This is a genomic window from Paenibacillus phyllosphaerae (assembly GCF_014192105.1).
GTDB lineage: Bacteria > Bacillota > Bacilli > Paenibacillales > Paenibacillaceae > Paenibacillus_Z > Paenibacillus_Z phyllosphaerae.
This window is the reverse complement of record NZ_JACHXK010000015.1, coordinates 143,340-167,182: the sequence shown is the minus strand read 5'-3', so window position 1 is coordinate 167,182 and position 23,843 is coordinate 143,340. Positions and strand designations below refer to the sequence as shown.

Here is a 23,843-nt window from a genome sequence, read left to right as displayed (position 1 = left end):
AGGCTTTCGCACAAGCGTTGTCCATGGCGGCATCATATGTTGTAGTAATCCAACTGCAAAGGAGAATGAACAGATGTCCTGTAATTACCATCGTCCATTTTGCCCAACGGTAACCGTTTATGATCCGCCGCAACGCATTGAGCGCGACTTCTATCATCCGCAAGTCGTAAAGGTGATTCATCCGATCGAGATCGTCAACAAACACCATTGCGTACCTGTGTATGAGCACTGCTACCAAGTCATCGAGAAAGAAGAAGATATGTGCCACGGCCACGGCCACAAGAGCCACGGTCACAAGAGCCACGATCACATGAGTCACGGTCACATGAGCCATGGCCACAAAGGTTACGGTTACGAAGCAACGATTTCCAGCGTTCGTTCCAAAGCGAAAAAGCACAAATCGTCGAAATCCCGTTCCAGCAAACGCTAATGCACTAATCGCAGCCTAACTTTTGCGCGTTCGTCTATACAAATGGCAACACCCGGATCCTGCGCCTTCAAGGCGCAAGATCCGGGTGTTTGTCGTTGTGCGGCTTAAATATGAACATCGCCGGAGAAGAAGCCGTACGTCCCCGCATCCGGCAGGAAGGCATTCTCGTCCAGCCCGTCGTCATCCCGGTTGCGGAGATGGTTCGTCGCGTTCAGCTCCTCTTGCGCAACGAGATCCTCATTCACCAGATGAGCCGGTATCTGAATCGAATCCAGACTGTATGCGGTCTGCGTCAACACGCCTTCCTGAATGGGGGATTGGCCGGCAAGCACGCCTCCGTGCGATTGGGCGATCTCGAGCGCAGAGGTCAGATCGCTGCCATGTAGGTGGATATGAACCTCCTGCTCTCCCTGCAGATCGGGCTCGTAGCCGAGATCCTTCAAGGTGTCGGCCGCCAGCGCAGCCATCGGAGCGTCGGGAAAGCGGAACAGTAAGGCGGTATCATGTCGCATACGAGAGTAATTCCTTTCCGAGTAAAAGTTCCCTGCTACTTTAGCATATCGTACCCTGCCGCGGCCTCCTCCATGCACGGGACTCTAGGCAGACCGGTTCTTCTTGATTCGCAGCTGCAACAGCTCGGTCATCACTCTGCATAATCCCCAGACATAGAGAGCGGCAGCAACGCCAACCAGTGCGCCCAGCGCGCCGAAACTTTGAACGCCGGCAAGTGCGCCGATCAACAGCGCGGACGGCAAACTGAGCCACAATCGCAGCCGCTCGCCCGCGGCATGCTGCACCTTCTCTCCCCATCCGAGCCGGGCAACGAACGGATCGTGCAGGAAGCTCTCCCAACAGCTGTTCAGATACAGACCGACGATTACCGGCTGCCCGGCAACGACGAGCATTTTGATCACGACAGGATCGATTAGCGTAACGGCTGCGAGGCCAAGCCCTAGGAACTGCAGCAATCCGCGGCCAAAAGCGAATTGGCGCAGCAGCCCCTTCATCGCATTCCCCGCCAGTACAGCGCTAACGTCGCGACTGCGGAACAACCGCTGCGAACGCCGGAACAGCAGCGGCCGGTTATGCTTTGGCCTCGGCTTAATGACAACATCCGATTGCGAGAGCAACAGCGCCGTGCTCGCGAGCGCCGCCTCTCGCTCCAGACGGACATCGGACTCGAACGTGTCGACAGCCTGCAGTTTCATCCGGACAAGCAGCAAGAGCGCCGCACCGCCTATCGCCAGGGAAACTGCAGCCAGAGCCCAATAGCCTCCAGACAGCGCATAGGGGGCCATGAAGGTGAACGCCAGCGTAAGCGTAGCACCTGATTGCCGAACGTTCCTTCGCCACCCCCGATGTCGGCCGGCGACCAAGTTCATCCATACTGCCGCGATTAACGCCCACAACCAGAGATGAAGAACGAACAACAGGACGTTACCCCAAGCCTGCCCATGCGCCGCAACGAATAACGGCAAGAGCATGCCAACGATGAGCAAACTAAGCATGAACGTGAGACAAGCGCTATACAGGAAGCCGTAAATACGCAATTTCCTCATCCACTTCTTGCGTTGCAGGAGGAAGAGCACATCGGCCTCTTCCGTAAAGGTACGCAGTCTGCTGAACAGCACGAGAATAAGTATTGCCGCGCCTTGTCCGAGCGCCAACGGGATATGCATCAGCCATTCCGGCGGGTGCTGAAGCCATCCGATGAAGACTCCGCCGCCGATCAAGAGTGCCGGCACGAACAGATAGAGCAGCACGATCCAATCCACGACCGTCCGCCAGACACGCCACTGATCAACCCAATACTTCACCGCTCTTCGACGGAATAAGCTGCCCGCCTGCCACGGCGGCGGACGATCCGAGTCTCTCTGACTCTGCACCATAAGAGGACCCTCCTTCATGTCAGCGCCAAGAAACAATCGAACAGCGAGGCGTCCGCAGGTCGGCCGGCCTGTCTTCTCACGTCAGCGAGCGTGCCCGAAGCCACGACAGTCCCTTCATTAATAAGCACCAGCCGCTGGCAGATCCGCTCGGCTGTATCCAATACATGCGTGCACATGAGCACTCCCGCCCCGCGGCGGCGCTCCGCTTCCAGCAGCTCGAGGAAATCCCCCGTCGCTCTCGGGTCAAGCCCTACGAACGGCTCGTCCACCACATAGACGTCCGGCTCGAGCAGGAAACCGATAATCAGCATCATTTTCTGCTGCATCCCTTTGGAGAAGCCTGTCGGCAGCCGGTGGCGATCATTCACCATCCGGAATCGCTCGAGCAGCTCCATCGCCCGCTTCTCGAAGGTGTCTTCGTTCAACCCATACGCGCTGGCAGCCAGCTGCAGATGCTCCCATAAGGTCAAATAATCATAGAGTACCGGCTGTTCCGGCACATAAGCATAACGCCGATGTTCCCCCGCGAAAGCGATCGTTCCTTCAACATTGCGCAGCAGACCGAGCAGCGACTTGATGGTCGTGCTCTTACCCGCGCCGTTGGGACCGATCATCCCGACCAATTCACCCGACTCTACGTTAAAAGAGACATCGCGGATAACAGGCGCGCCGTGCTCATAGCCTGCTTGTCGGATATCTACCGTTAGTACGTCCATGTCTTCCGTCCCCCGTTCGTCGCTAGATATTTCTCTTCTATTCGCACATTATGATACGAACGGATTTATGGAAAAGTTTCCCTTTCTTAATCCTGAAACGTGTATGAAAAGAAAGACATCACAACCGACAAGCGTTAGCCGCCTGCAGCCGTGATGTCTTCCATAACCTCTTTATCGAATTTGGAACTTCTGCACCGTCGCCTGCAATTCCTTCGCGATGCGCGTCAGCTCCGTCGTATAGGCGCTGATCTGGCCCATAGCGGATGCCTGGCCTTGCGCACGGTCGGTAACCGAATTGAACGACTTCGACAGCTGCTTGGCGATAGAAGCCTGCTCGTTCACCGATGCGCTCACCTCTTGCGAGCTGGCAGACATCTGCTCGGCTACCGCAAGCGTCTCGTCGATCTGGAAGCTCATATCCTGGACCGCGCGTACGATCTTCGTGAATTGAGCGCCGGCCAACTTCACCGCATGGCTGGCTTCATTCACTTCGCCGATCTCCTTGTCCATTGCTTCGGCTGCCGCCTTCGTGCTCTCCTGAATCTCGCCGATCACTTCCACGATCATCGTCGAAGCATCCTGCGATTGCGCAGCCAGCTGGCGCACTTCTCCTGCTACGACCGCGAAGCCGCGGCCATGCTCGCCTGCACGGGCTGCCTCGATTCCGGCATTGAGCGCCAGAACGCCGGTCTGGCGGGCGATATTGTTGATTTTGTCGACCAGGCTGCCGATCTGTTCGTTGCGCTCTTCCAGATGCTTGATCAAGGTAGACAGATGATCCGTCGTAACGATGACCGCATCCATGCGCTCGCCTGCGTTCTCGATCGAGCGTTGACCTTGCTCGGCGTCGGATTTGGCATCACGGGACTTGTCGCTGACTTCGCCCGCAGATTCCGCTACGCGCTGAACGCCCGTTGCCATCTCTTCCATGGCGCGGGCCGTCTCCCCTGCGCTGTACCCCTGCTGCTCAGCGCCGACTGCCGCTTCCGCGATCGTCTCCTTAATGTTCGTCGCCGAAGCATTCGTGCTCTCCGCGCTCTCCGACAGCATGCTTGCCGCAACCGCCAGTTCGCTCGAATAATCCGCAGTCTTCAGCACGATCGTACGAAGATTGCCAACCATCTTGTTCGCGGCCATGGCAAGCTCGCCGAACTCGTCGTAACGATCTTCGGGGAGCGGCTCGCTGCTAAGCACGCCGTCGCCTACTTCAAGCATCCGGTCGCGCACCTTGCGCAGCGGCAGGATGATATTGCGCGTAAGTCCCAGGACGAGCAGTACCGCTACGAGCAGCGCGACGCCCGCGAACGCCATTGTGAACGTCTGTCCGGTGTTGGAGCTTCCGATCGCGTCACTGAGCATTTGCTCCGTGTTGGCGCCGTTCGCTTCGTCCAGCTGCTGGATAATCTCCTGATAGTCGCGGTATTGATCCGGCATGAACGTATTTTCCGGACCTGCCGCGGCCGCTTGCTGCGCCAGCGCTTGGTAGGTCTCTTCGATCTGGGTGATGAGCTGAATCTCTTTATCCCCGATCGCGTAGATCTTATAGGTTTCGATCTGCTCGCCCATCCACACGAACAGCTCGCTGCGTTCGGTGAGCAGCTCCTTCTTCTGAGCTTCATCTGTCGCCGTCAATACCATCAGTCCGATCAGTTCGAGCCGTTCCAAGCCGTACTTCATTTCATGTACGCTCTCCACCGCCTGCATCCGGTTATTGGCGAATACGATCATCTTATCCTCGGTATTCTCGCTGCCTTTGAATCCGCTCAGTTCCATTCCTATCATCAGTAGAATCATCAGAACAAATGCGAGCGAAATCTTCGTGCCGACCTTCATCTTCAACTTGAAACGATTCATCTTCGTCTCTCCTGCTCCCCTCTGGCTGCTTGTCTTTGAACCTCTATGAGAGATTATCGACACGGTGACGGAGAGTTGTTAGAGCAAAAAGACCACGCGCGGCAGGAAGATTTCTCCCGCTTCGCGTGGCCTTCGACGAAGTTAACGATAAGCTTTCAAAGATTCGTTCAGCCCTTGTGTCTGCGCATACACCTGCTGATAGATGGCGAACAATCCTGCGTACTGCTCTACCGCTGCCTCATTCGGCTCATAGACGGCCGCATGCTTCACGAACTGTGAAGCGCAAGCGTCCAGGCTATCGAACCAGCCGCAGCCGTACGCTGCGAGCATCGCCGCGCCAAGTCCCGGTCCTTGCTCATTCTCAAGTGCGATAACGTTCGCGTTGAAGATATCGGCTTGCATCTGCAGCCAGACCGGATTCTGCGCGCCGCCGCCGATCGAGATGACGCGATCGACCGTCTTGCCCGCCTTACGGAACATATCGACCGACTCATTGAGCGAGAACGTGATCCCTTCCATAACCGCGCGGGCAAAATGCTTGCGCTCATGCGAGCCGTCCACGCCGATGAAGCTCGCGCGGATGACCGAATCGGCATGCGGCGTGCGCTCGCCGACGAGGTAAGGCGTGAACAGCAGGCCATTGGAACCTGGCTTGATCGCCTCGATGCCGCTGAGCAGTTCGTCGTACGATTCGCCTTTGGCAAAGGTATTCTTGAACCAGCTCAGGCTGTAGCCGGCAGCTAGCGTTACGCCCATCGCATAGAAGGCGTCTTCCTTGCCGTGGTTGAAGAAGTGGACCTTACCGCCGAAGTCGCTTGCGCTATTCTTCTCGTAGGACAAGATAACGCCGGAGGTGCCGATGCTGCACATCGTCAGCCCTTCCTCCAGAATGCCGGCGCCGATTGCGCCGCAGGCATTGTCCGCGCCGCCTGCGAATACCTTCGTGGAAGCGGGCAGACCCGTATCATCCGCCGATTGCGGCAGCAGCGTGCCTACCAGTCCGTGCGACTCGACGAGCGGCGGGCAGAAGGAAGCCGGCAGACCGAACGCTTCCAGCACGGAAGCGCTCCAGCTTTTACCTGCTACATCGAGCAGCAGCGTGCCGGCCGCGTCCGAGTAGTCCATGTGGAGCTCGCCCGTCAGGCGATAACGGACATAATCCTTCGGCAGTAAGAACAGCTTGGACTTCTCGAAGTTCTCCGGCTCGTGCTGCTTCACCCACAGAATCTTCGGCAGCGTGAAGCCTTCGAGCGCCGGATTGCGCGTGATGGAGAGCAGCTGCTCGCCAAGCGTGAATTCGATCTCGCGGCATTGCGCCGTCGTCCGCGTGTCATTCCATAGAATGGCGTTGCGTACCGGATTGCCCGCTTCATCGAGCAGGACAAGACCGTGCATTTGGCCGGAGAAGCTAATACCTTCGATCGCATCGGCGTTGACGTTAGGCTGCGAAGTCAGCTCGCGCAGCGCCGCGATCGTGCCGTCGACCCAATCATCCGGACGCTGCTCGCTCCAGCCGGAATGCTCGTGGAAGAGCGGGTAGCTCTTCGACGCTTCGGCCACGATCGCACCGTTTTTATCGAGAAGGAGCGCCTTAACGGCGCTCGTTCCCAAGTCGATCCCAATTACATAAGACATGTGCGGGATCCCCCTCTTATACGCTGTAGATGATTTCGTTCAGAACGAGCTTGATGCGCTCTTGACGGCCGGACTCGTTGCGGATCGGGTTGTTCTGCAGCGCGTATTGCTCCAGCGTGTGCAGCGAAGCCTTGCCGGATACGATCTCTGCGCCGATGCCTTCTTTGAAGCTACGGTAGCGGTTGTCGACGATGCTGTCGAGCACTTTCTCTTCGATCAGCTTCGCTGCTGCTTTCAAGCCCCAAGCGTACGAATCCATACCTGCGATGTGCGCCAAGAAGAGATCCTCGTCTTCGAAGGAGCCGCGGCGTACTTTAGCGTCGAAGTTGATGCCGCCTTTGTTCAGGCCGCCAGCCTTAAGCACTTCGTACATCGTAAGCGTCGTGGAGTACAGGTCCGTCGGGAATTCGTCCGTATCCCAGCCGAGCAGCAGGTCGCCTTGGTTCGCGTCGAGGGAACCGAGCAGGCCGTTGATGGCAGCCGTGCGGATCTCGTGCTCGAACGTGTGGCCGGCCAGCGTCGCATGGTTCGCTTCCAGGTTCAGCTTGAAGAAGTCCTTGAGGCCGTACTTCTGCAGGAACGCGATCGTCGTTGCCGCATCGAAATCGTATTGATGCTTCGTTGGCTCTTTCGGCTTAGGCTCGATCAGGAATTGCGCGTCGAATCCGATTTCTTTGGCATAGTCGACACCCATATGCAGCAGGCGCGCCAGGTTATCCAGCTCGAACGCCATATCCGTGTTCAGCAGCGTCTCGTAGCCTTCGCGGCCGCCCCAGAAGACATAGTTCTCTGCGCCAAGGCGTTTGCCGATCTCAAGGGATTTCTTCAATTGCGCGCCAGCGTAAGCATAGACGTCCGCATTGCATGTTGTGCCTGCGCCGTGCACGAAGCGCGGGTTCGTGAACATGTTAGCCGTGTTCCACAGCAGTTTCTTGCCGGAAGACTTCATGTTGCTCTCCAGCAGATCGGCGATCACGTCGAGGTTCTTGTTCGTTTCTTGCAGCGTCTCGCCTTCCGGCGCGATATCGCGGTCATGGAACGCATAGTATGGAATGTTGATCTTCTCGAGGAACTCGAAGTTCGCTTCTACGCGAGCCTTAGCTTGGTCCAGCGCATCCGCGTTATCCCAGCCGCGCACCGATGTGCCAACGCCGAACGGATCTGCGCCGCCGTATGTGAATGTGTGCCAGTAAGCGACTGCGAAGCGGAGATGCTCTTCCATTGTTTTGCCCAGGACAACCTCGGATGGGTTGTAATGTTTGAACGCGAGCGGATTATCGGAGCCTTTGCCCTCGAATTGAATCTTGTTGATATTCTTAAAGTACGTCATGGAATAATGCCTCCCATATTTGGTTTAAGTGTATGGAGCAACGAGCAGCGGATACTATTGTAAACGCTCTCTTCGCTTGATCTGCACTTAGCATAACACGAATAAACTTAGTTTGTCTATTAAACAAACTAAGTTTTGTGTTAAAATACAGCTAACGAATTTTTCGTGTTACAATCCAGTGTGAACGAGCCAGGAACCCTTTAGTTGGCAGCAAAGGCCATACGGGCCTTCATTGTTATTTGCGCGCCAATTCCTTTCTATACACGCTTAACTCATGATTCTCTACGACAAGGCAGGAGCGAATTTGAAGATGAAACGCAAACCTACGGGCGATCTGGCCATGATCAAAAAAATAAATACCGCGATCGTGCTCGAAGCCGTGCTGAAGCACGCTCCCCTCTCGCGCGCCCAAATCTCCGAGCGGACCGGCCTCAATAAGGCTACCGTCTCGAGCCTCGTGCAGGATTTGATCGATGCCCATCTCGTGTTGGAGATTGGCCACGGCGAATCGAGCGGCGGGCGCAAGCCGGTCATGCTCCTCTTCAATGGCGCATGCGGCTATGCGATCGGCATCGATCTTGGCGTCAATTATATACGCGGCGTCCTCACGACGCTCGAGGGCGAGGTCGCCTTCGAGCAGGAGCTGCCGCTCAAGACTACCGAGCAGCAAGCCGTTCTCGACCAGCTATGCAGCTGCATCGCTTCGTTGCAAGCCCACATTCCGGAATGCCCGTACGGCCTGGTCGGCATCGGAATCGGCGTGCCGGGCATCGTCGACGATCAAGGGAACATCCTGTTCGCGCCGAATCTCGGCTGGAGCCAGGTGCCGCTGCAGCAGCTGATCGAAGAGAGGTTCGGCGTGCCGGTCACGATCGATAACGAAGCGAACGCCGGTGCGCAGGGCGAGCAGAAGTACGGCGCCGGCCGCGGTATCGCCCATCAAATCTATGTCTCCGTCGGGATCGGGATCGGGACGGGCATCATATTGAACAAAGAGCTGTATAAAGGCGCTTCCGGGTTCTCCGGCGAGCTCGGGCACCTGTCGATCGAACGCGGCGGACGAGCCTGCCGCTGCGGCAACCAAGGCTGTTGGGAGCTGTACGCTTCGGAGAATGCGCTCCTCGAGCAGGCGAGCAAGCTGGGCGCTGACGATCTGGAGACTCTGCTTGCGCGCGCGGAGCAGCAGGACGAAGCCGTGCTGCAATTGCTCCGGCAGATCGGGGAAGCGATGGGCGCCGGTATCGCGAACATCGTCAACGTCTTCAATCCGGACGTCGTCATCATCGGCAACCGGATGAGCCGCGCGCAAAACTGGATTGCGCCGTATGTGCAAGCCACGGTCGATCAGCGCACACTGTCGTATCACCGCGAGCGGCTTCGTGTCCTCTTCGCCGAGCTGCATGACCAGTCGGCGGTCAGAGGAGCGGCCTATTATGCGATTAGCAGCTTCTTTGGGAAAATAAAAGGCGCTGCCCTTTAATTAACCTCCCCCTTCCCCCTCCATTGGAGGGGAACCAGAGGGCCACGGCCCTACTGGGTACCCGTAAGGGGCGAGATTCGGAACGCGGCCGTCTTCGATGTGTTCTTTCGAGCGTGGAGACGCTTTTGTCCTTGCGGATTGCAATGGTTATGCAATCTGCTATGGACAAAGCTCTGTCTTCGAGCTTCGTTCGCGACTTTTATGCCTTATGGGTGTGACCTGCCGCTTGTTGCGACATGATGTTGCTCCGTGCTGACCCTCGCTTAAACGTCCACTGCGTGGACACGCTTTACGTTTGTGCTAGGTGGGGACCTGCTGCTTGAGTCGGCGTGATGCGGCTGCGAGCTGACTCTCGCTTGACGTTCACTGCGTGAACACGCTTTATGTTTGACTCAGGTTAAACCGCAACGAAGTATTCCAATGATTCTGGAGAAGCGCTAGCGTTCGCCTTTGTGAACGGATTCCACCCTCGACTTTCTAATCCAGGAATCCGAGAACAACAGCGATCGGAAGAACATTCGAATACGCAGTAAGTTCGGTTAACCCCAACAACAACACCAAAGGGCACTTCCCGCGATCTTCTACGGGAAGTGCCCTTCTTTATTGTTCCACGCCTGCGGATCGCGTACTTGGTGCCAGCTGCGGCGACTTGGCTTTCATGATCGACAGCTGCAACAGTCCGCCGAGCAGCATGAATGTCCCGGCGATGATCGACAGCGTCTCCAACGTGAAGACGTGCAATAGCGGACCGCTGGTTGCCATCATGAGCACCATGGCGCCCGTGAACATCGGCATGATGACGCCGTTCACCCGGCCGATGTAGTCGCCGGCCGTCCAGCGCAGCAGCATCGTGCTGATCGCCACCTGGATAATCGGGAAGAAGAAGCCCATGAGGAACTGAAGCGCGAGCGTAAGCGCCACGCTCGTCGAGAACCCGGTCCCGACCAGGCCGATCGCGTCTGCCAGCAGGGCGACTGCGAGCAGCTGCTGCGGCGACCACTTCCGGGCCAGTATCGCCACGCATACCCCGCCGACCAGCACTGCAGCGCCGTTAGCCATTTGCATGTACTGGACAAAGTCCTCGGTCTTGCTGAGCTTCTCGGTAACCACGAAGATCCCGAGCGTATTGGCCATGCCGCTAGCCAAGCCGACGAAGGCGAATGTACCGCCCAGCGTCAGCAGTACCTTGCTTTTCATCACATAGCGGAAGCCATCCTTCAGATCGTCTTGGAAGCTTCGCTTCTGTACTGCGGATGCTGCTTCCCGGTCATCCTTCGGCAATCGGATGAGAACCAGCGCGGAGAGCAGAAATGCCGCACCGGTGCAAACAAGCGAGGCTTCAATGCCGAGTCCCTTATAGATCAGGCTGCCGATCGCTGGACCTAACACCATGAACACGCCGATCAGCGTCTGCAGCATCGCCATCGCGCTTTGCTGCTGCTCCGGTTCCACATATCGCTTGAATAGCTTCATGCCGGATGGCTGCGAGAATTGCGACAATACCGCCGACACGAAGGTGGCAAAATAAACGGCCTCCCACGCCTGATACATAAGCGTTAATAGCACGACGAACACCGAGATGGACGAGAGCAGGTCACACCAGACCATCGTTCGTTTCGGCCGCCAACGATCCGCGAACGTGCCGCCGATGAACGAAAAGATAAAGATCGGCGCGAACTGCACGACCGAGATTAACGAGATGGCGACCGGATCTTGATTCGTCTGCTCGGATACGAACAGCAGCACCGCGAAGTTGCGTACCCAAATCCCGAGCTGAAGCATCATGTTCGACAGCAACACCGTCTGTACGAACCGGTTCCGCAGCAGGCTGCTTCGTCTCTCCTGCGGTCTTGCTTGCGTTGTCATGGCAATATCTCCTCCTCCTACTAAAAAAAATTAGACCCTTCTTCGCTTGTTGTAGCCTTCCGGCTCATAACTGCCCAGCTGCTCCCGCCATTTGTCCTCCAGTTTGCTAAGCTCTCTGCGGTATCCTTGCACGAGGTCCCGCCGTAACTCTCCCTCCGGCGTCATCATATCCTTGAAATCGTTGCGGATCTCGTCCCCAAGCTTGAGCTCCTCCAATACCTCATAGACGAATGCCGCGCCATCCGATGCATTCCAATCCTCCTGCAGCGCCTTATTCATGTGCGAATTCATGCGCAGCATGAACTCCTCCCGGGACTCAGCCGACTCCAACGAGCTGGATGAGGCAATGTACCGCTTGCCGCTCGCCGTATTCACGAATTGAAAGACGCCCATCACCCGCTTCTTCATCGCGTATTCCTGCTGTAGTTCTTTTCTGCGGTTCATCTACAACCAACTCCCTATTTTATAAACACAATATAACTTCGTTTGTTTATTTATAGACATAATCATAATTTATCTAGTTATTTAAAACAATACCCAAATAAAAAAGCCATCCTCAGCAATATAGCCAAGGATGGCTGATGCCATCTATACCGTCGTTCTCTCCACGAGCGCAAAAGGAATCTCGACCCGGCTTACCGGCGGCTCTTCTCCTAACAGGGAGACTTGCAGCATCCGGAACGCTTCCCGCCCCATCTCGTGCAGCTGATTATCGATTGTCGTAATGCCGAGCACATGCGCGATCGGCTGATTATCGAAGCCTAGGATCGCAAGATCATCGGGTACCCGGATGCCCAGCTTCGCTGCCTCTGCGATCATGCCCGCAGCGACTTGATCGCCGGTAACGAGCATCGCCGTCGGACGCTCTGCCATGCCATGCAACTGCCGTACGACCTGAGCGCCGTCCTCTATGCCATAGCAATCATAGAAAGTCCAATCTTCCCGATGCTGCTCGCCAATCTCGGTAATCGCATCCCAATACGCCTGTCGGCGCTGATCGCTGCTATGGCTGGCATAGCGGCTTAAGGCTAAGCCGATCCGGGTGTGTCCCTTGCTCATCACATGCCGTATACCCGCCCGGAAGGAGGCGTAATGATCAATGAATACCGACGGCAGCAGCCCCCCGGCATCTTCCCCGCACGCAACGATCGAGCCAAAAGCGGCGTACGGCACGATCTCGTCCCATCCGAGCGCCTTCGAGCATAAGATCAGCCCGTCGATTTGCTTCTCCTTGACCATATGAAGCGCGTTGCGTTCCTCTTCTTCCGCGTACCCGGTCTGGCAGAGGACAAGCCTGCAACCCGCTTGCAGCGCTTCATCCGAGATCCCTTCAACGAGTTTTGAGAAGTAGGGATGATTAATGGAGGGCAGCATGACGCCGATCATGTCGGTTCTTCCGCGCAGCAGATGGACCGCGTTCATATTGCGCGCGTAGTTCAAGCTGTTCATCGCCTGTTCGACAGCCAGCCGTTTCTCTTCCCTTACATAAGGATGTCCGTTCAATACCCGGGAGACGGTGCTGACGGAGACGCCGGCAAGCTTCGCGATATGCCGGATGTTAGCCATAGGCCTCACCTTCCGATTTTTTTGCCCGATAACGCTTGACATGAAAAGCGTTTCATAATTTACGCTGTATGAGCAATACCGATTCTAGATCAGCAGCGTGACGCGAGGGCGTTCCCTCGGCTGGCGTGATGCCGATTCTAGAATCACCTATTTGAATTAGATGTCAATTCACCAAGAAAGCAGGGATTCTACGTGTCCATGAATAAGCCTAAGCTCGTCCTGTTCGATATCGACGGTACGCTCCTTAACGACCGGCACGCGATACCCGACTCTACGAAGGCAGCAGTCCGCGTGCTCCAAGAGTCCGGTATTCAGACTGCTATTGCTACCGGCAGATCGCCTTCGCATTTCGAATGGATCCGGGAAGAACTGAACATCGACTCCTACGTATCCATCAACGGCCAGTATGTCGTCCATAAGGGCCGACCGATCTACGAGAATCCGATCTCGATCGAGCTTCTGCGCAACTTCGCCGCCTACGCGGAATCGACCGGACATGTCACCGCCTATTGCGGCAGCGGCGAGATTCGGGTCAGTACAGCTGCTCACCCGCTCATCCAAGCGGGCTTCTCATCCGTCAATCTTCCGTATCCTATCGTCGATCCGCTCTACTACGAGCAAGATCCCGTCTATCAAGGCAATCTGTTCATACCGGTGGCCCACCAGGCCCTCTACGAAGCACAGTTCCCCGAACTTCGGTTCATCCGTTGGCATGACGAAGCCGTCGATTTCCTGCCCATGGGCTGTTCCAAGGCAGCCGGCATTCCGTATTTGCTCGCCGCCGCAGGCGTTGACGCTTCCGAATGCGCCGCATTCGGCGATGGACTCAACGACGTGGAGATGCTGACTTTCGTGGGTCTCGGCATTGCGATGGGCAATGGCGTCCGCGAAGCCAAAGAAGCGGCGAAACATGTCACCGCTTCCTCGTCCGAAGACGGCATATGGGCCGCGCTTCACCTGCTCGGCATACCTCAGCCTACCGCCTAAGCGGTTAGGCTCGCCGATCCGGCGGCAGCAAGACGGCGAGCAATCCCGCCAGCGGCAGGAAGCTCGACCAGACCAGCACTTGATCGATCCCCCACAGATCCCCTGCCTTACCGAGCGCCACCGCTCCGATCGCCCCCATCCCGAAGGCCAGCCCCGTGATTAGACCGGAAGCCATGCCCACTTTACCCGGCAACAGCTCCTGCGCGTACACAACACTAACCGAGAATCCGGATAATAGAATGATGCCCAGTATAAAAATAATCGGATAAATCCAGCCTAGCGGCAAATAAGGAAGCATCAACGCGAACGGCGAAGATCCTGCAATGGAAAGAAGGATCATCCTTTTGCGGCCGAAGCGGTCTGCAAGGAGACCGCCGAAGAAAGTGCCGATCACGCCGCCGGCCATGAATAGGAAGATCGGGATCTGCGCCGCGGCAACGCTTAAGCCTTTATAATCGTGGAGATAGATCTGATAGAAGGTGCCGATTCCGGTGAAATACCATGATCTTGCGAACACGAGCACGATGAGCAGCGTCAGCGCGAACACCACCAGCCGATTGCTGTACACCGCCGCGTCAGTGGCCGCCCCTGCCGACTTCTTGACCGGCTTGCCATGCTGCGCCAACTGAAGACGATACCAAGGCACGACTCTTAACAAGATAAGGATGCCCGTGATTGCGAGCAGCGTCCCCCATATGACCCCCGGCTGACCAAGCGGCTCGAAGAGGAAGATGGTCATGACCGGCGCCAGCATGCTGCCTGAGTTGCCGCCGACCTGGTAGATGGACTGCGCAAGTCCGCGTCTCGTTCCTGCAGCGAAATAAACGACACGCGAACCTTCCGGGTGGAAGATCGCCGAACCGAGGCCGATGAATACGACGGCTGCGAGCAGCGTCCAGAAGGATGGCGCGACGCTAAGGCCCGCAACGCCGATTAAGCTCAAGCCCATACCGGCTGGCAGCATCCAGGGAGCCGGCTTTTTATCCGAGATGAGTCCGACCACCGGCTGCATGACCGACGACGTCATATTCAGCGCGAACGCGACCCAGCCGATCTGCGTCAAGGAGAGCTGAAGCGTCTCGCGAACGACCGGGAACAACGCGCTAACAACGGCCTGCATCGTGTCGTTGAGCAAATGGACCGAGCTGATCATGAACAAGATGGCGTACATCGTGCCGTGATGCATCGCCTTCGGTTTTGCCGAGGATAAAGCGGGATTCATCAACAATGCCCCTCTCGCAAAGCAGCTTCATCCGGGCAGCGCCCAAGTGAAGGCCTTATATTGAACAACATATCGCAAAGATAGCATAATGCTGCCGCCCCAACAATCCATAATATAGCATTGCTGATTTTCCGCAGGAAGGAGCGTTAATATCGGCTATCTTTATTCCTTAAGGGGACAATATGAGGAATGAAGGCTGGCATACAAGGAGGACGCCGCCGCGTACAGGGAGGCAAACAAGTGAGCGATGTGACGATGGATGATATCTATAATGCACAGAAGAAACTCGGGGAGTTGCGATGGGAGTATTGGAAATCCGAGGTCGTATTTTCTTTTCAATGGTGGCTGCTGCTCGTGACGACAATCCTGATGTTCGCGATCTGGTTCAAGCTTACGAACAAGGGCAACAGGCATGTGCTTGTCCTTTATGTATTCGTGACCGTGTTGCTCGCTACATCGCTCGATGTGCTTGGCGCGGAACTGATGCTGTGGGATTATCCCAAGATGCTGTTGCCCTGGGGAGCCAGATTGGCAAGTGTGGATTGTATGGTCGGACTTATCCTCAGTCTGCTGTATGAGAAGTTTACATCGTGGAGGAACTTCATCATCGCCGCCACCGTTACAAGTGCGTTCTTCGCGTTCATCATGGAGCCGCTCACGATCTGGCTCCACATCTATCTGCCGTATAACTGGAAATCGATATATTCCTTCCCGGTCTACATCGTTATGAGCTGCGGTATCAAGGCGTTCACGGATTTTGTGCTCCGCCCGGAATCTTCACCAGCCAGGTGAAACGCGATTGCCAAATTGTTAGATTGTTAGATGTCCCCGTACAGTGTCTTTCGCATGTTACCTTGCTACCGGTTCACTACGCCTACGCTAATGGCTTGATGCTGCCACAGCAGCTTGCGCACTTCATCGAGACGTTCGGGCTGACAGCGGATCAGCACGGTAACCTCCGGGAGCAGATTGGCGCTCGCCTCCCGCTTGGCCCCGGTCACGCGTACAATGATGAGATGAAGCGCCAAGCCGACAAGGAAACCGATACCTGACGCGATCAACCCCCATACGATTGGCCCCCATTCCAGAATAAAGCCGCGGCTCACGCCGATCACCGAGAACGCGGTAGCCGTTCCCATACCAAGCTCGAAACCGCCGGCCTTCCGGTCACGCGAACGAATCGGATCCATCGTATCATCGTTCGCGTCCAGGTCCATCGGAACGGCGACCATCTGCTCGCGCTCCATGCCTTTTTGCTCCAACAAGGAGAGCACCTGCTCGAGTTCAGTCGTTATTTGAAAGACACCTACGACAAGCATGCCTGTTCCTCCTTCCGCCAGATTAGCTCTTCACCAGTATCCTGATAGCGCTCGGCCAAATATTGCCGGCATTCCAGACGGAACAACCGATTATGATCCCCGGCTTGCAGATGGGCATGATAGATCGCCCCGCCCAGCACGGAAGGCATGAATAACAGCCAATGCGGATCCAGCATGGTCGTCGATAAAGCGATATTCCCGTTGATGAGCGCAAGTACAGCATCGTAGAGATGCGACTTGCCTACATAAATCCACCACCAGATGATGCCCCAGAAGGCCAGATCAATGCGGTGATTGTACAGCTGGCCGAGACCGGGGAAGAAGAAGGAGCAAACGGCCGCGACGACCGGCTTCTTCATTTCGATATACTGAAGGCAGACCCGGCTGATGTTGAAGGGGCGAATACGCGCGTTCTCCATCTCGGCCAGGCGAGCCAGCTTGTTCACTTCAAGCGAGGATCGATAGCTGTCGAACATGCCCCAGAAATAGATGATCAGATAGCCGTAGATCCACGTCGGATCGATTATGGCAGCTGCCCGGTCGAATTGTCCACAGAACGTGAACACCATCGCCTCGTTGATATGGGCAAGCGTGTTGATAATAACTTCCCCGACAGAGAGCAGCGCCCCGCGCAGATACATATTCAGTACAAAATGGCCGAAGCCGGGAAAAGAAGCGGAGATCCACAAAATAACATACGGATTATGCCGGGTAAGCATCGTAATGCCATTCGTCGAAATATAAGTCTGCGGCCGGCGCGGCGGGAAGTTTAGCTTCAAGCTCCGATCAGCCCTTCTACAGTTGGTTAACGAGTCGCATGCAACTCGCGATTAGTGTGTCATTATTTGTAATTAATATTCTGTTATTGGTAAGTACGAATTCAACTTATCGGGTCATAAAAAAAGCTTGACGATACCCACGCACGATCACGTGTTAATCGTCAAGCTCTGAACTACATGACAGGTGCAGCCACCCCGAACTGCGCTTGATGCAGCCGCGCATACGCGCCGCCCTTGGCGAGCAGTTCGTCATGCTTGCCGCTCTCGGCAATGCCCTGCTCGTTCACGACGAGAATACGGTCCGCATGTCGAATGGTCGCCAGACGGTGCGCGATGATCAGCGTCGTTCTGTTCTGGGCTAGCTCCGACAGCGCCTGCTGAATGATCGTCTCGGTCTCGGTATCGAGCGCCGAAGTCGCTTCGTCCAGGATGAGAATCGGCGGATTCTTCAGGAACATCCTCGCGATTGCCAGACGCTGCCGCTGACCGCCGGACAGCTTAAGCCCGCGCTCGCCGATGACCGTATTCAGTCCCTCCGGAAGCGAATCGATCATGTCGAGAAGATGCGCGCGCTGCGCCGCCTGGCGGATTTCCTCTTCGCTTGCGCCCAGACGGCCATACGCGATATTCTCCCGAATCGTGCCCGCGAACAGGAAGACGTCCTGCTGTACGATCCCGATCTGGGAACGCAGCGATCGCGTCGTCATGCTGCGGATGCTGGTTCCGTCAATCGTGATGTCGCCGCCATCTACCTCATAGAAGCGCGGAATAAGGGAGCATAACGTCGACTTGCCGGCACCCGAAGGCCCCACCAAGGCAATCGTCTCTCCTGCCTTGATCTTCAGATGAATGCCGCTCAGTACGTTCGAATGGCCCTCGTAGCTGAACGACACGTCTTGGAAGGCAATGTCGCCGCGAAGGTGGCCGGCATCGACCGCATTCGGAGCATCCTTCACGTCAGGCTCGGTATCGAGCAGTTGAACGAAACGTCTGAAGCCCGCCATGCCCTTCGGATAAGACTCCATGAGCGCATTGATTTTGTCGATCGGCTTAAGAAATATGTTCACGTACAGCAGGAACGCGACCAGCTGGCCATAGGACAACTCGCCTTTGTAGGCGAAATAAGCGCCGCAGACCAGTACGATCAGCGAGATGAGACGGGTCATCATGTAGATGCCCGAGGAGCTGAACGAGATGGCGAGATACGAGCGCAGCTTCGCGAGGCGGAATTTCTTATTGTTCACCTCGAACTGCTGCTGCTCGAACGCTTCATTCGTGAACGATTGCACGACGCGAATCCCCGATACGCTGTCCTCGACGCGCGAGTTAACGGCGGCGATCTGCTCGAACATCGTCGTAGCGGCGCTATCGAGCTTCCGGTTGAAGTAGACGATGATCCACACCAGGAACGGAACGACGATGAACGTAATGAGCGCAAGCTGCCAATTGACCGTCATCATAATTCCGAACGCGCCGGCGAACGTCATGAGCGCAATGAACGCATCTTCCGGCCCGTGGTGCGACATCTCTCCGATCTCGAACAGATCGTTCGTCATCCGGGACATCAGATTGCCGGTCTTGTTGTTATCGAAGAAGCGGAACGACAGCTTCTGCACATGATTGAACAGCTGCTGGCGCATATCGGTCTCGATATTAATGCCAAGCTTATGGCCCCAGTAGTTCACGACGAATTGCAGGCCCATGCTGATCAGATAGACGCCGAACAAGGCGGCCCCCGCCCATAGAATCATCGACCAGTCTCCAGTCGGCAGCAAGTCGTCGACCATCCACTGAACCGCGAGCGGGAAGGAGAGTTCCAGCAAGGCGGCTATGACCGCGCAGCTAAAGTCTAGCAGGAACAGTTTTTTGTAAGGTACATAATAAGAAGCAAAACGTCGAAGCACGAGAGAAGTCCTCCTGTTCTGGAAATTGTACGGCTATTTGTTTTCACCCTACCATCGATCGGCTGCAAGGGTCAATGGCGGAATCGGCGGCCATGAATCTTCTTCCATGTTCCACGTGAAAAATACACCGCAGTTCTAAGCGTCCACTTATAAAACTTGTATTTTGAAAAAAAAGACGCCTTCGTCCACCAGGACGAAAGCGCCTTGTTCGCCTTTAGCCGATTCCGTTCAACGTGAACGAATACGAGTACGGCCGATTAGCCTGCAGCGTATATTGCGGGTGCGTCTGAGCGCCCCAGCTATCGTCGCCGCCTACGCCCATTTGCTTGTGGTTGATGCGGATAACGGTCTTCTCGCGTTCCGGCAACAGGTGGACATGGTCGTACGCTTCCAGCTCGAACGGCGTGTAGCCGAGCACATTCCATTCGATCGGCTGATCGACGCCAGCGATGCGCAATCCTTTGCCGGCCGGCTCTTGAATGACCGCATGCCGCACGCCGGTATGATTCCCGCATTCCTGCGGCCGCAGATACGGCACGAACTGCTCGGATACGGTCGAACGGTGCAATCCGAGCTTCGCGCTCTTCTCGCGATCCCAATAACTCTCGTGCGGGCCGTTGCCGTACCATTCCATAAGCTCGAATGTCGGCGCCGCTGCCGTCAGCATGCCGATCTCCGGAATCTCCGGCAAGCCTTCACCCGGTACCAGCGTCAACTGCACTTCAATCTCGCCGCTTGCCGCGATCGTATAGCGGATCGAGCAAGTCGAGACGGGAACGGTCGGCAGGTCATAGCCGGCCTTGACGATGACGCGATCGGCGAGCGCTTCCCACGTCAAGCTGCGCAGCTGACGGTTAAGCGAAGCTTCGCGCCACGGCGCGCAACGCTCGTGGTGCTTGTTCCCGCGGTCGTTGTCGGTATACGCGCGCCAGAAGTTCGGAACGAGCGGCGACTGGAGCAACTCGGCCCCATCCTTCGTCAAGGATTGGAGCAGACCTTCCGTCAGGCTGAAGGAGGCCGTGAAGCCCTCCCCTTGAATAAGGAGCTTCTCTTCGCTTGCTTCCGCTGTAACGGCAGCGTCCGGATCCTTGCGCTCCGCTGCCTCAGCCACGCTGCTTGCAGCCTTAGCTTCAGCCGGCAGAATAAACTGCGCGAATGCAATCTCATGGCCCGCTTCCGCCCAAGCGCAGCTGTCCTTGAGCACGAGGCTGACCGTAAGGACACGCTCGGCTGCGGCATTCGTGGATGCCGGAAGAGCAATCGTCACTTCAGCCGTCTCGCCTGCAGCTGCCTCGACCGCCAGGCTGCCTTCCGCTGCAGCGATGCCGTTATCGGCGATCGTGTAGCGCAGCTCATAGCCCGACAGATCGATGAACAGGTTGCGGTTCTCCACGCGAATGCGTCCTTCGCCCTCGTAAGCGAAGAAGACGGTCTCGTAGCATTTTTTCACTTCGATCAGTTTAGGCGTTACTGCGCGGTCGGCGAGCACAAGACCATTGCCGCAGAAGTTGCCGTCATGCAGCGGCTCCCCGAAATCGCCGCCGTAGGCCATGTAGGTCTTGCCTTCTTCGGTCTGCTGCTCGATCGCTTGATCCACCCAATCCCAGATGAACCCGCCCTGCAGGATCGGATACTTGTGGAACAGGTCGGTGTAGATATGCAGCCCGCCGCAGGAGTTGCCCATCGCATGGCTGTACTCGCACAGGATGAACGGCTTCTTCGGGTCGCGCTGCGCATAGCGCTCGACATCCGCCGGCCTGGTATACATCTGGCTCTCGACATCCGAGGCGTCCTCGGAAGCGCGCCAGTGGAAGACGCCCTCATAATGGACAAGGCGTGTCGGATCCGCTTCGCGAAGGAAATCGTGCATCGCGATGAAGTTATCGCCGCCGAACGACTCGTTCCCGAGCGACCAGAGCACGATCGACGGATGGTTCTTGTCCCGCTGCAGCATCGAGTTCGCGCGGTCGATGACGTTGTTCCGCCATTCCGGACGGCTGCCGGGAACGGTGAAGTCGCCAAGCTCCTGCTGCATGTACTGCCAGCTGCCGTGCGTCTCCAGATTCGTCTCATCGATGACATACAGGCCGTACTCGTCGCACAGGTCGTACCAGTCCGGATGATTCGGATAATGCGACGTTCGTACCGCATTCACGTTGTACGCCTTCATCAGCTTCACGTCCGCGACCATCTCTTCGTAGCTGATGGCCCGTCCCGTGCGGGCGGAGAATTCGTGGCGATTGGCGCCCAGGAACAGAATTCGCTTGCCGTTAATCTGGAGCAAGCCATCCTTCAGTTCGAACTTGCGGAAGCCGACGCGGCAGCTGACGGCCTCGAGCAGCGCACCTGCGCCATCGCGAAGCGACAGGACGAGCGTATAGAGATTCGGCTGCTCGGCGCTCCACTTGAGCGGATCGGCCACAGGCACCGACGCCTCGATATCGAGTACCTCTTGGCCTCCGAGGGATACGGCGATCTCGACAGGCTTATCCCATACCGGCGCCTGCTCCGACGTATACAACTGCGCCTCAACCGTAAGCGTGCCGGACGTGCGGCCGTAATAATCCGTCACTTGGGCCTTGATGCCAAGCACGGCATCGCGGTATTGCTCGTCAAGATCGGTCGTGACGGTGAAATCGTACAGATGCGCTTCCGGCGTCGAATACAGATAGACGTCTCTGAAGATGCCGCTCATCCGCCAGAAATCCTGATCCTCGAGCCAGCTCGCGTCGCACCAGCGGTACACTTCGACGGCCAGCTTATTCTCGCCTTGCTGCAGATACGGCGTAATATCGAATTCGGCCGGCGTGAACGTATCTTCGCTATAACCGACAAGCTCGCCGTTCACCCACACGTAGAAGGCCGACTCGACGCCCTGGAAGCTCAGGTAGACCGGTTGTCCTTCCCATGCTTGCGGGATGGAGAACGTGCGGATATAAGAGCCGACCGGATTGTAGGTGGTCGGGGCAAAAGGCGGTTTCAGCTCCTCGGTTTTCTCCCAAGGATAGCGAATATTCGTATATTGCGGGTAGTCGTAGCCCTGCAGCTGCCAGTGGCCCGGCACCGCGATCTCGTTCCAGCTGCTGTAATCGTAGTCCGCCTCGTAGAATTGAACGATCCGTTCGCTCGGCGCCTTGGCAAAGGCGAACTTCCACTGGCCGTTGAGGCTTACGTAGTGCGACGAAGCTTGGCGGTTCCCGGCCAGAGCCTCATCCACGGAAGCATAGGGCATGAGCGTTGCATGCGCTTCCATTCTGTTTAAAGCGAACAGCTCCGGATTGTTGTTCCACTCGGGGTAGCCGTTCGCCGGCGGCGTATAGACGAATTTGCTTTTCTGCGCTTGAGTCGAATTGGACATAAAGACGATTGCACCTCGATTCATAGGGTTCGCTGGATCTTATACTGCTACTGTAGCGAACTTACCTCTGCTTCGTAAATGCAAGATTCGGGGTGCGGAATATTAAAAAAAGGCGCGTCCGCGCCGAGGTGCTCCATCATCAGCTCCCTTGCCTGCTTGAATCGGCCATTCTGCCACGAATGTAGGCGACAAGCAGCAATCCGAGCGGGATAACGAGCCCGAAGGTCAGATCGGAGAAAGGCACGTCCTTGTTCAGAACGTCGTTGTAATAGCTAATGTTCGGCGCGATTACATCGGCCAGCGAGAACAGGATGATGCCGACGGGAAGCGCCAGCGAACGTTGGTCTTTCAGCCGCAGCAAATGGGCGACCCCGGTATTAAAGGCATACATGAAGACGACCGCCTTGAAGAACACCGAGATCACCCAAATGACCGCTAGCAGCGCCTCCACCCGTTCCAGGAAATTGCCGATGCTGATCTTCTTCGCCAGCGCATAAGCCGGATACAAATGATGGGCCGAAATATAACTGCCGAGCACCAGGATACAAGCGGTTGCTACCATGGATACCGCCATTCCGCCAAGCCCTGCGGCGAGCAGAATATCCCTCTCCATATGTTTGTCCCGTTTGACATAAGGGAGAAGGAACAAGAAGGCGAACAGCTCCGTGAACGTCATCGTCGTCATAAAGACCGAGCCTTGCATAACCGGAAACCATCCTTTTCCCATGATGGGCTGGAGCTTGATCGGTTCCATATTCGGCATGGTCATCAGCAGGAAGGCAGCCACGAAGATAACGAAGATCGGCAGGAAGATCTCGCTCGTCCGGCCGATCGTTTCAATGCCGCCCCTGACGGAGAAGATCATGATGAGAACCAACAGGATGTGAATGCTCCACAGCGGCGTGTCGGTCATCATCTGGGACACCATGAAATCGCCGACTTCGCGCACCATCGTCGTCATGATGATCAGCGTGTAGCAGAGCAGAACGGCCCCAAGCGCACCGCCCGCCCAGCGCCCCAATAGTTTATTCATGATCTGGATGTAAGAGTCTCTTGGGAACTTGCGGGCAAGCAGGAGCATAATCGCCAATACCGCCAATCCCAGGACGATACCTACCAAACAGGAGATCCACGTATCTTGGCCCGCTACGCCCGCAATAGCCGAAGGGAGAATGAGAATACTGTCTCCGATGCTGGCCAGCAGAATGAGAATGGCGATTTGCTGGATGCTTACTTTTCCGTTGTCTAGCAACCGAGGGTCTCCTCCCATCAGCTATTGTGCGGACTTGAAGAACCAGTCGCTGACCGGGCGATACACAAGCTTCAATAGCTCGAACGGACTCGGGACGGGCACCTCCATGTACACCAAGATGCCCAGCAACATCCCGCATGCCAGCAAGGCGGCAACCGTTGCCGCCTCCTTCTTCAGCTTGCTCCGAAGCAAGGACAGCAGTTCCAGCGTTCCGAGCGATCCGGTCAGTACGAGATATATGATCATATTACGCATC

20 protein-coding genes are annotated in these 23,843 nt (G+C 56.4%); 4 read left to right on the top strand and 16 right to left on the bottom strand.

Going from position 1 to position 23,843, the window contains the following annotated elements; translation table 11 throughout:
• Positions 1-73 precede the first annotated feature (73 nt).
• Positions 74-430 carry a hypothetical protein gene (locus FHS18_RS24925; RefSeq protein ID WP_183603094.1) on the top strand — a complete coding sequence of 119 codons (357 nt, stop codon included), beginning with the start codon at positions 74-76 and terminating at the stop codon, positions 428-430.
• A 104-nt stretch (positions 431-534) separates the two neighbouring features.
• Here the strand turns inward: FHS18_RS24925 and FHS18_RS24920 are convergent, their stop codons facing one another.
• The 6 genes from FHS18_RS24920 to xylA form a co-directional block, all read right to left on the bottom strand.
• Positions 535-942, bottom strand: a complete 408-nt coding sequence (locus tag FHS18_RS24920) for a hypothetical protein (RefSeq protein WP_183603093.1) — start codon at positions 940-942, stop codon at positions 535-537.
• 84 nt (positions 943-1,026) lie between these two features.
• Positions 1,027-2,319 (bottom strand): ABC transporter permease, encoded by a 1,293-nt coding sequence (locus FHS18_RS24915; protein ID WP_183603092.1) that lies wholly within the window; start codon positions 2,317-2,319, stop codon positions 1,027-1,029.
• 14 nt (positions 2,320-2,333) lie between these two features.
• Positions 2,334-3,035, bottom strand: coding sequence for an ABC transporter ATP-binding protein (locus FHS18_RS24910; RefSeq protein ID WP_183603091.1), 702 nt, complete (start codon positions 3,033-3,035; stop codon positions 2,334-2,336).
• 171 nt (positions 3,036-3,206) lie between these two features.
• Positions 3,207-4,889: a methyl-accepting chemotaxis protein gene (locus FHS18_RS24905; protein ID WP_183603090.1), complete on the bottom strand. Its 1,683-nt coding sequence runs from the start codon at positions 4,887-4,889 to the stop codon at positions 3,207-3,209.
• 141 nt (positions 4,890-5,030) lie between these two features.
• A complete protein-coding gene (gene xylB / locus FHS18_RS24900; RefSeq protein WP_183603089.1) occupies positions 5,031-6,524 on the bottom strand; it encodes a xylulokinase in 1,494 nt (497 codons plus the stop codon).
• A 16-nt stretch (positions 6,525-6,540) separates the two neighbouring features.
• Entirely contained in the window at positions 6,541-7,854 is a 1,314-nt protein-coding gene (gene xylA / locus FHS18_RS24895) for a xylose isomerase (protein ID WP_183603088.1), read from the bottom strand.
• A gap of 310 nt (positions 7,855-8,164) precedes the next feature.
• On the opposite strand from xylA, the gene FHS18_RS24890 reads away from it, so the two are divergent.
• Positions 8,165-9,334 (top strand): ROK family transcriptional regulator, encoded by a 1,170-nt coding sequence (locus FHS18_RS24890; RefSeq protein WP_183603087.1) that lies wholly within the window; start codon positions 8,165-8,167, stop codon positions 9,332-9,334.
• 600 nt (positions 9,335-9,934) lie between these two features.
• Here FHS18_RS24890 and FHS18_RS24885 read toward each other — a convergent pair.
• From FHS18_RS24885 to FHS18_RS24875, 3 genes are all read right to left on the bottom strand, one after another.
• The gene (locus FHS18_RS24885) at positions 9,935-11,200 is read right to left on the bottom strand and encodes an MFS transporter (RefSeq protein WP_183603086.1); all 1,266 of its coding nucleotides are present in this window, start codon (positions 11,198-11,200) and stop codon (positions 9,935-9,937) included.
• Between the two features lie 30 nt (positions 11,201-11,230).
• On the bottom strand, positions 11,231-11,644 hold the full coding sequence (locus FHS18_RS24880; RefSeq protein WP_183603085.1) for a GIY-YIG nuclease family protein: 414 nt from the start codon (positions 11,642-11,644) through the stop codon (positions 11,231-11,233).
• Between the two features lie 144 nt (positions 11,645-11,788).
• A complete protein-coding gene (locus FHS18_RS24875; RefSeq protein WP_183603084.1) occupies positions 11,789-12,766 on the bottom strand; it encodes a LacI family DNA-binding transcriptional regulator in 978 nt (325 codons plus the stop codon).
• A gap of 198 nt (positions 12,767-12,964) precedes the next feature.
• On the opposite strand from FHS18_RS24875, the gene FHS18_RS24870 reads away from it, so the two are divergent.
• Entirely contained in the window at positions 12,965-13,753 is a 789-nt protein-coding gene (locus FHS18_RS24870) for a Cof-type HAD-IIB family hydrolase (RefSeq protein WP_183603083.1), read from the top strand.
• A 4-nt stretch (positions 13,754-13,757) separates the two neighbouring features.
• On the opposite strand, the gene FHS18_RS24865 is transcribed toward FHS18_RS24870, so the two are convergent.
• Entirely contained in the window at positions 13,758-14,975 is a 1,218-nt protein-coding gene (locus FHS18_RS24865; RefSeq protein WP_246427886.1) for an MFS transporter, read from the bottom strand.
• 189 nt (positions 14,976-15,164) lie between these two features.
• On the opposite strand from FHS18_RS24865, the gene FHS18_RS24860 reads away from it, so the two are divergent.
• The gene (locus FHS18_RS24860) at positions 15,165-15,767 is read left to right on the top strand and encodes a hypothetical protein (RefSeq protein ID WP_183603082.1); all 603 of its coding nucleotides are present in this window, start codon (positions 15,165-15,167) and stop codon (positions 15,765-15,767) included.
• 65 nt (positions 15,768-15,832) lie between these two features.
• Here the strand turns inward: FHS18_RS24860 and FHS18_RS24855 are convergent, their stop codons facing one another.
• From FHS18_RS24855 to FHS18_RS24830, 6 genes are all read right to left on the bottom strand, one after another.
• The gene (locus FHS18_RS24855) at positions 15,833-16,294 is read right to left on the bottom strand and encodes a hypothetical protein (RefSeq protein WP_183603081.1); all 462 of its coding nucleotides are present in this window, start codon (positions 16,292-16,294) and stop codon (positions 15,833-15,835) included.
• Entirely contained in the window at positions 16,282-17,073 is a 792-nt protein-coding gene (locus FHS18_RS24850) for a hypothetical protein (RefSeq protein WP_183603080.1), read from the bottom strand. Before FHS18_RS24850 ends, FHS18_RS24855 begins: the two co-directional genes overlap by 13 nt.
• 173 nt (positions 17,074-17,246) lie before the next feature.
• Positions 17,247-18,977, bottom strand: a complete 1,731-nt coding sequence (locus FHS18_RS24845; protein ID WP_183603079.1) for an ABC transporter transmembrane domain-containing protein — start codon at positions 18,975-18,977, stop codon at positions 17,247-17,249.
• Positions 18,978-19,191: 214 nt separating this feature from the next.
• On the bottom strand, positions 19,192-22,335 hold the full coding sequence (gene lacZ / locus FHS18_RS24840) for a beta-galactosidase, LacZ type (RefSeq protein WP_183603078.1): 3,144 nt from the start codon (positions 22,333-22,335) through the stop codon (positions 19,192-19,194).
• A 139-nt stretch (positions 22,336-22,474) separates the two neighbouring features.
• A complete protein-coding gene (locus FHS18_RS24835; protein WP_183603077.1) occupies positions 22,475-23,587 on the bottom strand; it encodes a GerAB/ArcD/ProY family transporter in 1,113 nt (370 codons plus the stop codon).
• Between the two features lie 21 nt (positions 23,588-23,608).
• Positions 23,609-23,842: a hypothetical protein gene (locus tag FHS18_RS24830; protein ID WP_183603076.1), complete on the bottom strand. Its 234-nt coding sequence runs from the start codon at positions 23,840-23,842 to the stop codon at positions 23,609-23,611.
• Position 23,843: the final 1 nt, after the last annotated feature.

Coding starts and splice junctions, on each gene's coding strand:
- FHS18_RS24865 (WP_246427886.1), bottom strand. CDS start 14,975: ATGAATCCCGCTTTATCCTCGGCAAAACCGAAGGCGATGCATCACGGC.
- lacZ (WP_183603078.1), bottom strand. CDS start 22,335: ATGTCCAATTCGACTCAAGCGCAGAAAAGCAAATTCGTCTATACGCCG.
- FHS18_RS24875 (WP_183603084.1), bottom strand. CDS start 12,766: ATGGCTAACATCCGGCATATCGCGAAGCTTGCCGGCGTCTCCGTCAGC.
- FHS18_RS24910 (WP_183603091.1), bottom strand. CDS start 3,035: ATGGACGTACTAACGGTAGATATCCGACAAGCAGGCTATGAGCACGGC.
- FHS18_RS24870 (WP_183603083.1), top strand. CDS start 12,965: ATGAATAAGCCTAAGCTCGTCCTGTTCGATATCGACGGTACGCTCCTT.
- FHS18_RS24860 (WP_183603082.1), top strand. CDS start 15,165: ATGAAGGCTGGCATACAAGGAGGACGCCGCCGCGTACAGGGAGGCAAA.
- xylB (WP_183603089.1), bottom strand. CDS start 6,524: ATGTCTTATGTAATTGGGATCGACTTGGGAACGAGCGCCGTTAAGGCG.
- FHS18_RS24920 (WP_183603093.1), bottom strand. CDS start 942: ATGCGACATGATACCGCCTTACTGTTCCGCTTTCCCGACGCTCCGATG.
- FHS18_RS24855 (WP_183603081.1), bottom strand. CDS start 16,294: ATGCTTGTCGTAGGTGTCTTTCAAATAACGACTGAACTCGAGCAGGTG.
- xylA (WP_183603088.1), bottom strand. CDS start 7,854: ATGACGTACTTTAAGAATATCAACAAGATTCAATTCGAGGGCAAAGGC.
- FHS18_RS24915 (WP_183603092.1), bottom strand. CDS start 2,319: ATGGTGCAGAGTCAGAGAGACTCGGATCGTCCGCCGCCGTGGCAGGCG.
- FHS18_RS24880 (WP_183603085.1), bottom strand. CDS start 11,644: ATGAACCGCAGAAAAGAACTACAGCAGGAATACGCGATGAAGAAGCGG.
- FHS18_RS24905 (WP_183603090.1), bottom strand. CDS start 4,889: ATGAATCGTTTCAAGTTGAAGATGAAGGTCGGCACGAAGATTTCGCTC.
- FHS18_RS24885 (WP_183603086.1), bottom strand. CDS start 11,200: ATGACAACGCAAGCAAGACCGCAGGAGAGACGAAGCAGCCTGCTGCGG.
- FHS18_RS24890 (WP_183603087.1), top strand. CDS start 8,165: ATGAAACGCAAACCTACGGGCGATCTGGCCATGATCAAAAAAATAAAT.
- FHS18_RS24925 (WP_183603094.1), top strand. CDS start 74: ATGTCCTGTAATTACCATCGTCCATTTTGCCCAACGGTAACCGTTTAT.
- FHS18_RS24830 (WP_183603076.1), bottom strand. CDS start 23,842: ATGCGTAATATGATCATATATCTCGTACTGACCGGATCGCTCGGAACG.